Origin of the sequence: Bifidobacterium scaligerum (assembly GCF_002802865.1) — a bacterium.
Lineage (GTDB): Bacteria > Actinomycetota > Actinomycetes > Actinomycetales > Bifidobacteriaceae > Bifidobacterium > Bifidobacterium scaligerum.
Map to the genome: position 1 here is coordinate 589518 of NZ_PGLQ01000002.1, position 12844 is coordinate 602361.

At 59.3% G+C, this 12844-nt stretch carries 12 protein-coding genes; 3 read left to right on the plus strand and 9 right to left on the minus strand.

Features of this window, described 5'->3' with window-relative positions:
- Positions 1-159 precede the first annotated feature (159 nt).
- From groES to CUU80_RS05650, 3 genes are all read right to left on the minus strand, one after another.
- Positions 160-453, minus strand: a complete 294-nt coding sequence (gene groES, locus CUU80_RS05640) for a co-chaperone GroES (RefSeq protein ID WP_100496332.1) — start codon at positions 451-453, stop codon at positions 160-162.
- A 167-nt stretch (positions 454-620) separates the two neighbouring features.
- Positions 621-2015 carry a hypothetical protein gene (locus CUU80_RS05645; RefSeq protein ID WP_100496333.1) on the minus strand — a complete coding sequence of 465 codons (1395 nt, stop codon included), beginning with the start codon at positions 2013-2015 and terminating at the stop codon, positions 621-623.
- An 82-nt stretch (positions 2016-2097) separates the two neighbouring features.
- Positions 2098-2781: a GNAT family N-acetyltransferase gene (locus CUU80_RS05650; protein ID WP_243388668.1), complete on the minus strand. Its 684-nt coding sequence runs from the start codon at positions 2779-2781 to the stop codon at positions 2098-2100.
- A 6-nt stretch (positions 2782-2787) separates the two neighbouring features.
- Here CUU80_RS05650 and CUU80_RS05655 point away from each other — a divergent pair, with 6 nt between their 5' ends.
- The 3 genes from CUU80_RS05655 to CUU80_RS05665 all read left to right on the plus strand — a co-directional run bounded on the left by CUU80_RS05655 (position 2788) and on the right by CUU80_RS05665 (position 4653).
- Positions 2788-3528 carry a 5-formyltetrahydrofolate cyclo-ligase gene (locus CUU80_RS05655; protein ID WP_439329970.1) on the plus strand — a complete coding sequence of 247 codons (741 nt, stop codon included), beginning with the start codon at positions 2788-2790 and terminating at the stop codon, positions 3526-3528.
- A gap of 121 nt (positions 3529-3649) precedes the next feature.
- Positions 3650-3835 carry an FmdB family zinc ribbon protein gene (locus CUU80_RS05660; RefSeq protein ID WP_100496336.1) on the plus strand — a complete coding sequence of 62 codons (186 nt, stop codon included), beginning with the start codon at positions 3650-3652 and terminating at the stop codon, positions 3833-3835.
- 152 nt (positions 3836-3987) lie between these two features.
- Positions 3988-4653 carry an SAF domain-containing protein gene (locus CUU80_RS05665; RefSeq protein WP_243388650.1) on the plus strand — a complete coding sequence of 222 codons (666 nt, stop codon included), beginning with the start codon at positions 3988-3990 and terminating at the stop codon, positions 4651-4653.
- A 29-nt stretch (positions 4654-4682) separates the two neighbouring features.
- Here the strand turns inward: CUU80_RS05665 and CUU80_RS05670 are convergent, their stop codons facing one another.
- From CUU80_RS05670 to CUU80_RS05700, 6 genes are all read right to left on the minus strand, one after another.
- Positions 4683-4883: a hypothetical protein gene (locus CUU80_RS05670; protein WP_100496338.1), complete on the minus strand. Its 201-nt coding sequence runs from the start codon at positions 4881-4883 to the stop codon at positions 4683-4685.
- Between the two features lie 2 nt (positions 4884-4885).
- Positions 4886-8509: a PDDEXK-like endonuclease domain-containing protein gene (locus CUU80_RS05675; RefSeq protein ID WP_100496339.1), complete on the minus strand. Its 3624-nt coding sequence runs from the start codon at positions 8507-8509 to the stop codon at positions 4886-4888.
- 8 nt (positions 8510-8517) lie between these two features.
- The gene (locus CUU80_RS05680) at positions 8518-9969 is read right to left on the minus strand and encodes an FHA domain-containing protein (RefSeq protein ID WP_165775841.1); all 1452 of its coding nucleotides are present in this window, start codon (positions 9967-9969) and stop codon (positions 8518-8520) included.
- 333 nt (positions 9970-10302) lie between these two features.
- Complete coding sequence (gene rplL / locus CUU80_RS05685; RefSeq protein WP_100496341.1) at positions 10303-10683, minus strand: 50S ribosomal protein L7/L12; 381 nt, start codon at positions 10681-10683, stop codon at positions 10303-10305.
- A 108-nt stretch (positions 10684-10791) separates the two neighbouring features.
- Positions 10792-11313, minus strand: coding sequence for a 50S ribosomal protein L10 (gene rplJ, locus CUU80_RS05690; protein ID WP_100496342.1), 522 nt, complete (start codon positions 11311-11313; stop codon positions 10792-10794).
- 397 nt (positions 11314-11710) lie between these two features.
- Entirely contained in the window at positions 11711-12427 is a 717-nt protein-coding gene (locus tag CUU80_RS05700) for a hypothetical protein (protein WP_100496343.1), read from the minus strand.
- Between the last annotated feature and the right edge of the window lie 417 nt (positions 12428-12844).

Consider the following 12844-nt stretch of genomic DNA (forward strand, 5'->3'; position numbering starts at 1 on the left):
CTCTTTCATAGCGACTTTGGTCCGCTATCCAGTGTACGTGCGGCGCGCCCGCGGCCTCAAATACGCCAAGCGCTAAGTCCGTCATGCGCGGCGGACATAGAGGATACGAAAAGACCCCGGTCACCGGACCGGGGTCTTGGAAAGCGTGTGGCGCGTTACTCAGCCAAGAATGGCCAGAACGTCGCGGGCACCGATGATGAGGTAGTCCTCACCCTCGTAGTGCACCTCGGTGCCGCCGTACTTGGAGTACAGGACCTTGTCGCCGACCTTGACGTCCATCGGGATACGCTCACCCTTGTCGTCGCGGCGGCCCGGGCCAACGGCCAGGACTTCACCCTGCTGCGGCTTCTCCTTGGCGTTGTCCGGAATGTACAGACCGGACGCGGTCTGGGTCTGGGCCTCGGCCTGCTTGACGATGATCTTGTCTTCCAACGGTGTGAGATTAATCGACACTGTGGGTCACCTCGTATCTGCTTGTAGTTCAGTTCGATAATGCCGCGCCAGAACGCCTCAAGAGGCTGACGATCACTTGCGTTGTCCCTTTGCGCTAGGACACATGGTAGCGCGATTGTTAGCACTCTGCCAACTTGAGTGCTAACGCTGTGAGAGAAAACGACCGCTCAGTTGCCACGGCGGGCCAGAATGGAATCCAATCCCATGCCCAAGGAATCAGCTGCGGCCTGTGGCGCGTCGACGTCCGCCTGTTCCTCGGTCTTGTGGAAGGCTGCACGATCTGCACCGTCGGCGGCCTCGATGTTCACCGCCGTTCCGCTCGCCGCATTCGCCGTATCATCGGATTCGGCAGCCTGCGCGGCGGATGCCTGGGCATCGTCGGCAGCCTTGACGGCACGTGCCTCGTCGACCAAACGCTCCACGACCTCAGGCTCGGCCGGCGTGGCCTTAGACACCTGACGAGTTGACTTAATCTCCAAGCTTTCCGGAGCATGACCGGACTGGCCGCCCTTATGTTGCTCGCCACCCAAGGTGAAGGAGATGAGATCCTGCGATGTGGCCATATCGAACACATCCAGCGCACGGGAGGGGTGCACCGAAGCCAATTCAGACGTTGCATCCGACTGTGCCTGATCACGTTCGTCCCGCACGGTCAGGGATGCAGCGGAAACAGCGGCCCTTGCCGCCGATTCACCTTGGTCGGAAGCGCTAGAGGCGCCGGAAGCGTTGGACGCGCGATGTTCCGCCGCCTCAGTAGGCATTGATGCGGCGACCGTTTCGCCAGACTTGTCCGAGAGGGCAGAGTCATCGTCTGATGTTGTGGAACGGCCGGCTGCGGCTTTGCGCATTGCCTTGGCCTTGGCTTGCTCCTGTTCGGCCTGCCGCAGGGCACGACGAATCTCACGCTGCTCCATCACTTCGGTCGATGTGCCGGACGCAGGTGTCTCGTTGTGTGTGGCCGCGTCCGACGAGGCCTCGTTACGAGAGGTCTGCGGTATGGCATCGCTAGCTTGCGCATGAGCCTGGGCGATCTTCGCCGCCTCGACGCGCGCCTGATTCATAGTCTTTTTCTGTGCCGCACGCCTATGCTCATACCGCGATACCCGACGTTCCCAAAGACGGGCATGGCGGGCCGCATTGGCTCCCAGCGCCAGCACACCCGCCAGCAATGCTAGAGGAACCAGCGCGAACCAAGGACTGAACTTCAGCGGAAAGGCGGAGACAAACACCAACACCGTCACGGCAAGCAGGCCGGCCGCCAACATTCTGCGACGACGAATGGAGGCACGACGCAGCTCACGCACATGAGCGATATGCTCAGGTGTCAGCCTTGCTGACGGTGTTGATGCTGGCATTGCTGCCCCTTTCGCCTTGTGCGGCTTGATATCCCCGAACCGCTCGCCGTTTTCGGCCTCAACAATATGCAGGGACGGCGAATATCGATCCTGCCGGTGCTCGTCCACACGCTTCATGCCATTGGCCGTGCGCACAGGCAACCATACGACGATGATAATCGTCACAATCACCAGCACGATGACAGTGCTTAGTGACTCATAACCCATAGTGTCAAGAATAGGAGAGGTACCGACGAACTTGAACCTTCCATCCGGGCGTGTCGGATTCAGACCGCGTCCCGCACGGACATCAGCTTCGTCCTCCGGCGAGTCGCGAGGCGAATCCCGAACCTATATCTTCGGCGAACAGGGCGAACGTCACATGGTCACGCCACCGACCATTCACATACATATATCGTTCGCGCAGCCCCTCATGATGCGCACCGACTTTACGCACCACGGCCAGCGAGCGCGCATTGTCCGGCAATATGGCAATCTCCAGCCGGTGCAGGGCCGGTCCGAAAGGATCCCCTAACGCCCAATCGGCAAGCATGGCCAAAGCCATCGGCGCGAACCCGTGCCCTGCATAGCGCTGGTCCACCCAATAGCCCACCACACCGGTGCGCATGGCCCCATACGATATGGCGCCCAAGGAAATCTGGCCGACGATATGCATCTGGTATTCCATGGCGAACAGGGCACCTTCGCCATGCTGCTCGTTGAACCGCTGACGCTGAATCCATTGATTGAACGTGATGGAGTCAGAATGCATGGGGTCGCCCGATTCCCATGGGGCAAGCCAGTCATTGTTCCGCCAGCGCACCTCGTTCCAGTCCTCTTCATCGTCCATAGTCAACGGGCGCAATGTGATCGGAAAGGCCGGGTAGGTCAGGCGAGGCATCCGAATCTGATGTGCCGGATGAAACGCCTGCTTCAGAGACTGGTTGATGGACTGGAAAACTGACACGGCCCTTATTGTAGCCACCGGCAACATGCTAGGTTGTGCCATATGAGTGCGCATGAGCAAAACAACCGGAACGGGTCGGCTGATACAACCGCAGCGACGATTGACACGGCCTCCGTCGACAACGATCGGCCCAGTAAAACCGTGCTGCGGCATAGGGCGCTTGCACGACGGAAATTGACCACGCCTGAAGAGCGTCGCGAAGCCGGCGAACAATTGGTTCGCCATCTGTCGGGGGAATTGGCATCGGTTTCATCTCATGGCGCACCGTTGACCGTGGCCGCCTATGTATCCATGGGAACGGAAGTGGAGACGCGTCCTCTGCTGCGATGGCTGCTGGAACACGGGTGCACGGTATTGGTACCGAGGCTGGGCAGCGGCTTGGAGATCGGCTGGAGCACGCTGACCTCGGTGGATACGTTGCTGACTGTGCCGGGCAAACCTGCGGCAGACGGGGCACATACGACGCATCTTCGCCCCGATGAGCCTGCGGGAGCCGTGCTGCCGCCGGAGGCGTTGCGCGAGGCCGATGTTGTGATAGCCCCGGCACTGGGAGTTGACCCGCAGGGCTACCGTCTGGGACGCGGTGCCGGCTGGTATGATCGCGCGCTGACCTTGCGCCGGCAGGGATGTCCTTTGATTGCCGTGTGCTGGTCGTGGGAGGTCATGGACCGGTTACTGCCTACTGAACCGCATGATGTGCCGGCCGATGCAGTGCTGACCCCCGACGGCTATCGTCAGCTGCGAGACGCGCATCGGTCCGGTTCTGGTATCTAGGCCTGATAATCCATCGGCGAAGTGTCATGGCGACGACTAGGATGTGAACGGTTGTACGGCACGGCGCTATCGCGCCTCATGCCCGGCAAATATATGACTTCAACACTTGTGGAGGAATCCGATGCCTACTTATCATTACCGCTGCAAGAACTGCGGCTACGATTTCACCGAACAGCAGTCGTTCACCGACGATCCGATTACCGTATGCCCCAAGTGTGATCAGGAGCAGGTGCGCAAGGTGTTCTCGGCTGTGCCGATCGAGTTCAAGGGCCACGGCTTCTATCGCACGGATAAGTCGTCCAAGTAATCGGTCAAGTAGTCAGCCAGAGCAACAATCGCTCCGTGCCGCGCCGCTGTTCGATACGCATCGAACAGGCATTGTGGATAACTCGGGAAGCTGGAACCACATAGGTCCGTTTGGCTTGCGCTGGCATGAACACCTAGGTCACCATGGTTTACATGGTGACCTTTTCTGTACTCGGTTCCGCACTTGGCACGAACCGCATGAAACGTTCGCAGGGCTCGTTGCGGCAACGCCGTGCGCTTCGTGCCCTGCGACGATTAACTGCAGCCATGTGCGTGGGATTCGGCCTGCTGTTCGGGCTTGAAGCCGTGCTGGCCGCAGTGCAGACCGCACCTGTGGTCGTCGCTGTCGAAGACATAGCGCGAGGTGAGACGATTCAACGCACCGATGTGAGGCTGGTGCATGTCGCACAGACCGCCGCCGGGGTATCGATGGCGTCGGATTGCACACAGGTGATCGGAAAGATCGCACAAATCGAGATTCACGCTCAAGACCCCATCTCCACGCATATGGCTCGCGATGCGCCGGTAGCGCCGGCCGGGTCCACTGTTATCGACGTACGGCTGGCCAGCAGCATTCACGGGCTGATCGCGGGCGATTGCGTCGATCTCGTCTCTGCCACAAGTTGCGATAGCGACGAATGCATACTCGCCGAGAACGCGATGGTGATTCAGGTAGGCGGGGAGGCATCACAAGACGCCATGTCGGATGATGTGTTCGGCGAAGCCACTCGTCATGCAACGATGGCGATGACGCCGGAGTACGCAAGCAACGTGATGCACTGGCAGCACAACGGTGCGGTTATCGCAGTGATGCGATAACCGCGGGACGCAGCAGACGCGCAGGGCAATCATTGCTTTTCGCTGAAGATGCCCCAATGTGGCGGCAGCTCGCCGAGAATGCGCTGATCATCCTCGGCCTGACGCTGCTGGGCGGTTTGCATGTCTCCAGGTTCAAGTTTCACGCCGTCCGCATCGAAACGTTCGGTTCCTTTCATCACCACGCGTTTATGCGTGCGTGGGGTACGACGGGTAGGGCTGTACTCCGCCATGATCACTTAACCTCACCGTAGATTTCACCGATGCGAGCCACGATGCGGTCCACTTCCTTGTCCGGATTCACGAACGCGGCGACGCTCCATACCGTCATCACGTTCCAGCCGAGGGAGACCAAATCCTGGGCGGAGAGACGATGACGACGACGTGTGGACTGTACGGACATGAAGTTCGCATCATCAGTCTGAACGGCCAGCGCGAATGGCCTGTCTTTCACACTGACCACCAGCGGAATGCGGATACCCTTATCGAATCCGTACTCCACTGCGGCCTGCAGACCGCGAGCGCGCAAGCGTTCAGCGATATCACGGAACAGCACATTGTCTCCGGCGGCATCACGCAACGGCAATACCGGCCTATCGTCGAGCTGTTCGGCCCAGCTCAGCATGGTTTTGAGGAATTTGGGGCCCGACTGGTGCAATCGCTCGGCATCAAGCTCATCTGAGCCAAAGGCCGAAACGATATCGAGATGGCGATCGGCCAATGCCAGCGCATCCAGCAGCAGCTCACGACCACCATCATGCTCCAGTACACCGAATTGCTGGAGCAGACGACCGTGGGAGGTTTTCGCGTAGCACAACGACAGAATCACATCGGTGGCGCGCAGACCGGCGACGTCACGCAAGCAGATCAGACGCACATGGCGAAGGAACCGTCCCATCGCAGCGGATTTAGCGGCCAACGACTTCAGTTCGGCACCCAGACGAGTACGGAACACATCGGTCAGGCAGACCACAGCCAAACGGTAGCTGGACGGCACTACGGCGAATCCGGAGGCGCGCTGCGTAATCAGACGGATAACCTCATCGATCTCCTGCTGGCTCGATTCCACTAATCCGGAAGACATCACCGGCACGCCGTTGGCCTCAATACGGTGGAACCGCACCTCGCCACCGGACGATCCGGCGGTCACATCATATTGGACATGACCGTATCCTTCGGATTCCAGGAATGCGGCCAGGCGAGGAGCCCGGCGCGACGGCGAGGACGTCACCTCGACCTTGGGCAGCATGCCGATCAGGCGTTTGATGCTTTCGCTGGTCACCGTGGCGCAATGCGCGATCACCACGACCTGACGGGCACGACCGAGCACGGAGAGCAATTCAATGGCGGGGATATGAGCGCAGGCGTCCAGAATCGCCACATCCGCAAGCGGCGACGGCTCGGTCAGCGAGGCCAGCGTACCGGCGGAAGCCACCAGAATGGGCTTGGCCGCCGCCAGAATTTCGGGATGGTCGCGACGAATACGACTCAACGGCACATTGGCGCGTCCGGCGAGCACCGTATGCAGCTGGTTGGCTTCCTGCGTGCGCGAGAACAGCATGTCGCACAGGCGGCGCATCGATTCCTGAGCCACCATCGGACCGATGGAACGCACATGTTCCACATCGACTTGAGCGAATCGGTCGGAGGCGGTCTGCAACACGGACCCATCCTGATTGGAGATGATGGCGGAAGCCCGCACGATGTCCTCGAACACGGTGGTCCACCATGCGAGTTGGACCTCGCCACGTACCTGCTCGACGCTCACGCGGCGAGTGCGCAGATCATCAACCAGTTCATTCAGACCAGCGGCAGCGAACTCCTGTTCCAGCCGGCAACGTTCCGGCAACGTGTCCAGTGCTTTACGGTCATCCAACAGCGACTTGAGTCTGGCCTCCACGACGTTGAAATCCTCGGACTCAAGATTGCCGCCGCCCGGCGTAGTCGTGAGCACCGCGTTCAGCGCGGTCATGTTGCTCACCAAGGCTTCCTGGGTGGCAATGATCTCATCCAATTTGACAGGCAGCACCGGCCACCCGCCGTGAGGCACGAACTGATGCCACTGCTCTCCCTGCTTGGCCACCACTTTGAGCGCCTCATGCAGGTCTTCAACTTGTGCGCCTACACGGAGCAGAGCCTTGGCTTCCTTGACATGGCGACGGCGTTCCCAAAAGCCCATCGAAGTGCCTTCGGCCTTGCGCTGTGCCTTGGGTTTGGTCGCCTCGATCATCGAATCGATGTCACGCTCGAAAATCTCCGGCTGGAACACGTCCAGTACGCGCCTGAGATTCTTCAGCACTGTGACCTGACGTTCCCATTCACGCGTGGTTGGCGGCACCGGGAAACCACATTCCCGCACCGTGCGCGCCACCTGTTCGCGGGTGGCCGGCAAGAAACGACGCAGCAGATCATCGACACGCTGGTAGGCGTCCACAGCTTGCTCTTCGGTGGTCAAAGAGGCCTTGTACCAAGCGGTGTCGTCCGGACCGATAGTGAATTCGCCGAGTTCGCCGGCACGCTCCAGCTTGCCGATCCACGATTCAATGGAGCTGGCGATGCCCAAAGCACTCTGTTCACTCAGCCGCACGTGTGTAGCCGGATGCGTAGGCAATGTGGAGATACGAGCCAGATTCTGAATGGTCTCGTACGCCGACACGCCCCACTTATCGTTGCCGCCATGCAGATCACCCAGATAGCGAGTCAGGCGCGAGCGGACCCCCACCAATTCGTCGGCCAGTTGATCGAACCGTTGCGTGGCGACTCCCGGCTGGAAGCCGACCGCCGCGATCAGCTGCTTATCGATGGCGGCATTGACATGTTCATCAGCCACATCGAGCACCTGAGCCTTCAGCTCGTTGGCACCGGCAGCCTGCATAAAGGCTCGCTTCTGCTCAGCGGTACCCGGCACATACAGCACAGAACGACCACTCATCACGCAGCGCGAGGCCACGGCCAGCGCTTGTTCGGCAGTACCCTTCGGGAAAGTGCCGTCCATCACCACGCTGCGGCCGGATGCGGCCAACGATGCAACGTAACGCACCGTATTATCGACATCCCCCACCTCGTATTCGGCGTGCGGGTCCACATCAAAGGGACTGTATTGCGGCGCATCGGCGTCGTTCAACGCCGCCTGTGAGGTCTCGCTGCCTGCAAGAGCATCAAGCAGCACATTGCCGGTGGGACCGTTCTCCAACTGGTCGATAAAGCGACGGCTTTCGCTGATCATTTGCGAGGAAGGATCCATGAAGCAACCGAGCACGATCTGGCGCTCGATGTTGAAATCTGCGATGCGCTCACTCGCCTCGGCGGAGATTCTGGCGAACATGGCCGAAGTCTCCGGTGTACCGCTCTCATAGCTGGAGCCATCGAACAGGGCATCCTCATCAAGGAACACCCCCTGTTCACGCAACGCATTGACAAACGCCGTATTCAGCGCGACTCGTCCGGTGAACTGAATCAGCATGGACGGATTGTCAGCGGAGGAACTCACATCCACCGGATACAGCAGCACCGGCAACGCATTGCCCTTCCAGGTGGCCACGCCCACTACCAAAGAGAGCTCCGCCACGCCGGAGACACGACGTTTGGCGCTCTGATCATCGAGCACACGACCAACGTGACGCTCGGCCGCTTTCAGCACACCACTATCGCGGAACAGCGAATCAAGACGCACGTGGCCTGAAGCGAACAGCTGGGCGATGCCCGAAGGGTGGGCATGGGTCATTTCCAGTTTCGCCGCCAATTGATTGACATCTTCCAGCGGAGATGGCGGCTGCATGCTGCGATACTGGTCACGCCAACGGCGGATACGGTTCAGGCCGTCCGTGAGATTTGTGTTCTGGGGCTGACTTTGGGTCATTGCTCGGCTCACTTTCCAACCGCTTCACGGTATTCGCGATAACCTTGGTTATGCTCCAAGGCCTCATCGATGTCGGCCTCGCCGCGGGCTGCGAGCCAGGCATACATATCGTCATACAAATAAGGATTCATGGCGAGGAAGGCCATCAGCTCGGGGTGACGGGCGGCTTCGAACTGCACATTGAAATCCTGGGTGGTACGTGCCTCGTCAGAGGTGATGCCGGCAACTTCAATCACCGGCTCGGCGGCTTTCAATTCACCTTTGGCCACACGCTCGAACACGGATCCCGGTTCGAATGCCGGCGTATAGGTACCGGTCGTGTCGGTTTCGTCTGCTGCGGCAACGGGACGGTATGCGTCATCCGATGCGTGGTCGGGCATTGCCGCATCGCCATTCGGTGCATCCTGCGCATTTCGCGACGGCTCGTCCGACGGTTGAGCAGCCTCTGCCGAAGCATCGTCGGCTTCCTGCGCGGCTGCTTCCACCGTTGCAGTAGTAGGTTCATGCGCGTCATCGGCTGGCGCAACACCTTCAGTCACAACCATCTCAGGCTGCACTGATTGGGCACTCTGTTCGACATGTGCATCGGTGTGCGACGTCTCGTCACCCTCCTTGGACGAAACCTCGGCCTCGGTATCTGGCACAGACGGCTGAGCCAGAGCGACGGAATCGGGTATATGACGTACCACGGGATGGGCAATGGCATCTACCGGCACCACGCCAGAAATGGTCACCGGACGTGCATGCGACGGCTGTGCAGATGCCGGCTTCTGTTCCGCCGGCGTCGCATCATGAGAATCCTTGTTCTCCGCAGGTTTCGGCGTTTCCTGAGCATTCGCATCATCAAGATTCTGGGCCAACGCATCGGCAAACAGGTCACGTGGCAGGGCTGGCTCCTCGGGCTTCACCAGCGGTTGAGTGACGGTAAGTCCTTCCAGAGAGAGCTCCCCCACCTTGCGCTTGACATTCTCAGCGCTGAAAATCGCGGTCGGCTCACCGGCGCGCAAATCCAGGATGTCATCCACGGACATATCGGCGGCATCCGGTTCCTGAGGTGCCTCCCCAACGGCGTACCCAAACAGATTCGGTACCGAATCGGGTTCCTGCGGCACATGTTCGAGCTCAATGAAATCGGCAGGCACATCACCGAACTGCATACGCATCGGCGAAGATGGCAATATGAACTCGGCGTGGGGTGGCAAACGCAGCAGATCACCATTGTCTCGCACCACGTACGATCCATTGGTAGAACCAAGGTCACGGATGGATGCCGTACCGTCCTCTTTCACCTCCAGCACGGCGTGACGTTTGGACATCGACTTGGTTCGATCGGCAACATCGAGACGGGTGTTGCCGTCACTGGCAAGGGGACGTAACGGTTTACGACCGATTTCCAGACGCTCGCCCGGCTTGACATTCGCCTGGTCCACACCGTTGATCCTCACCGTCCACTCACTCACCGTGGCTGCCTCCCTCAACACGCTCCGGGCCAACATGACATAGGCCAAGTCAATACACTATGAGCCATTGTGTCATCTTTTACCGGCTTTCGGCGTATTACCGAATACGGAATCAACAACTTCCACTCATTGTCTGACGGCGATGCGTCCGGCAATTGCTTATGTTCCTTCAGTCTACTCAGTGATATCTACGCTGTGGTGCGCATATACGCATCACATAGACTCCGCATGTTGGTTCATGGAACTCACGGAAAATGCGAGAGACCCCGCAACCTGCATATACAGGTGCGGGGTCTCTCGAAAGCTGATGATTCGCGGCTGATGCCGCACAAATCACTTGAGCTCGACGGTGGCGCCAGCCTCTTCCAGCTGGGACTTGGCCTTCTCGGCGTCTTCCTTCTTGGCCTTCTCCAGAACAGCCTTCGGAGCGCCGTCGACGAGAGCCTTGGCCTCAGCCAGGCCCAGGTTGGTGATGGCGCGGACGGCCTTGATGACCTGGATCTTCTTGTCGCCGACGGCGGAGAGGATGACGTCGAACTCATCCTTCTCTTCCTCAGCAGCGGCAGCAGCCGGAGCAGCGGCAACGGCAACAGCGGCCGGGGCAGCAGCCTCGACGTCGAACTTCTCCTCGAAGGCCTTCACGAACTCGGAGAGCTCGACCAGGGTCATCTCGCCGAAGGCTTCCAGCAGCTCATCGTTGGTGTACTTAGCCATTATGGCTTCCTTTCAAATCTTGGCAGTGGACGAAGTGGAGATCCACCGCCTAATAAACCTTGTGTATTGAATTATCGAAGCATCTGATTCAAGCCGCGATGGCGAAAATCAGGCAGCCTTCTCCTGCTTTTCGCGCAGGGCGTCGATCGTACGCACAGCCTTGGTCGGCAGAGCGTTGAACAGGTACGCGGCCTTGGCCATCGTAGCCTTGACGTCGCCGGCGAACTCGGCGAGCAGCTGCGGGCGGGACTTGAGGTCCGCCAGCTTCTTGGCACCCTCAGCATCGTAGACAGTGCCGTCAGCGGCAGCACCCTTGATGATGAGAGCCTTGTTATCCTTGGCGAAGTCACGGATGACCTTCGCAGCCTCAATGAAGTCGCCCTTCACGAAAGTGATGGCGGTCGGGCCGGACAGGATCTCATCGAGACCCTCGATACCCGCTTCCTTGGCGGCGATGCGAGCCAGCGTGTTCTTAGCCACAGTGTAGGAAGTATCGCGGCCTAGCTTTTCACGCAAATCGGAGATCTGCGGAACGGTAAGCCCGCGGTACTCGGTCAGGTAGACAGCGTCAGCGTTACGGAACTGTTCCGTAAGCTGGGCGACCACCACTTCCTTTTCGGGCCTCTTCATGGCGTTCCTTCCTTAGTCGGCCGTTGACTTTTCGGGTTCGGAACGTGCTGCCGGGCAATAAAAAAGCCCTGCGCACAGGCAGAGCAACATAAGCTCGCGAAGCGAACTTGTCAGCCCTTAACGGGCTTACATCTCTCAACCTGCGCTGGCTTGGCGAACCAAACTTCGGAACTGCGCTTACGCACACTTCAACCAACGGTCTGTGGTTTACGGTCTGCTAATTTACGTGCGGCAGACGACAACAACATCCTTCGGCGTGTCGCCTCGTACAACGTCCCCGTACCCGTACGCCGTCATCACGCCAAACATCCCTCACCGTACGTTTTTCCAGACAGGACGGATTTTTCTCTGGAAAAACGTACGCTAACTCTGCCGACTCTACGCTAACTCTGCCGACTCATAGTGTGGCGGCGTACTGCGCCACCGAAGCGGTGACTTCCTTGAGATAGTCCAGCGAGCGACGCCAATGCCCAGGCACCTCGATGGAATGATTGGCGTCCGGATATTCGTGCACATGCGGGGTCAAGGCGTTGGCACGGATACGATCGAAGAACGGGTCGGCGGTGCCGGCGCAGATCAGTGGGGCGGTACCTGCGTACCGTGAACCACGCGCATGCGAGTCCCCGGCATGTTCCGAACGAATCACCTGAGCCGCATCGTCTACGCTCGGCGCTTCATCCTCGCCCACAATGTCATCGCCCACAGCCGGCACCGGAATTACGCGAGCAGACGGATCGAAATCAGCGTGATGCAGCACAGGAGTCAGCAGCACAAACGGCAACCCATAGTGCGAAGCCACATGCGGATAGGTCATCGTAGTCAACGACTTGCCGATCAGCAGCAGTCGCTCGGCTTTCACCGACGCAACCCAACCATCAATGGCGTCGTTCAACACGGGAATAACGGTGGACAGATCATCCGAAGCATTGCGCACATTCATGCGATCGATGCGCCATCCGGACTCCGCCAAAGCTTGAGCAGCCCAATACAGCAGCGGACGATCACAGTTGTATCCGGTACCTGGCATCAGCAGCACGCGCCCATGCTCCTGCCCTGCCTTGACCGTGTTCTTACGCCACGAAGTAATACTGACTTCCACCGGTGTTTTCGTCATCTTCCGCCTCGTATTCCAATCCCCTGTGTTCTATTCGCACGAAAAGTACGCAAAACGGCCTCATTTCACCTATTTCGCGCACTATTCGCACGAAAAGTACGCAGAGCGGCTCATATGCACATGCTTCCCGCACTTTTCGCGCGAAAACGCAATAGATGGATTTCAGTGTAGCTCGGCTTTTCGCACTGCGGTTTCACGATATGCACACAGGCTATAATCGGCGATGGTTCTGATTGGGTGGCTGCGCCGCACGCGCGCAGACAGGTCGATCAGGGCGAGTCGCAATTCTCGCCGGGGCAACCCACGTCCAGCACCACCCACGCAGTATCCAAGCGGTCGAATAACCATCGGCGTAACAGCACGATTTCATAGATCGGCCTCTGCGTGCCGTGCCCGCTTCTCGCGCGGACCCCGCAC

Coding starts and splice junctions, on each gene's coding strand:
- CUU80_RS05645 (WP_100496333.1), bottom strand. CDS start 2,015: ATGGGTTATGAGTCACTAAGCACTGTCATCGTGCTGGTGATTGTGACG.
- CUU80_RS05650 (WP_243388668.1), bottom strand. CDS start 2,781: ATGTTGCCGGTGGCTACAATAAGGGCCGTGTCAGTTTTCCAGTCCATC.
- CUU80_RS05660 (WP_100496336.1), top strand. CDS start 3,650: ATGCCTACTTATCATTACCGCTGCAAGAACTGCGGCTACGATTTCACC.
- CUU80_RS05665 (WP_243388650.1), top strand. CDS start 3,988: ATGGTGACCTTTTCTGTACTCGGTTCCGCACTTGGCACGAACCGCATG.
- CUU80_RS05670 (WP_100496338.1), bottom strand. CDS start 4,883: ATGGCGGAGTACAGCCCTACCCGTCGTACCCCACGCACGCATAAACGC.
- CUU80_RS05675 (WP_100496339.1), bottom strand. CDS start 8,509: ATGACCCAAAGTCAGCCCCAGAACACAAATCTCACGGACGGCCTGAAC.
- rplL (WP_100496341.1), bottom strand. CDS start 10,683: ATGGCTAAGTACACCAACGATGAGCTGCTGGAAGCCTTCGGCGAGATG.
- rplJ (WP_100496342.1), bottom strand. CDS start 11,313: ATGAAGAGGCCCGAAAAGGAAGTGGTGGTCGCCCAGCTTACGGAACAG.
- CUU80_RS05700 (WP_100496343.1), bottom strand. CDS start 12,427: ATGACGAAAACACCGGTGGAAGTCAGTATTACTTCGTGGCGTAAGAAC.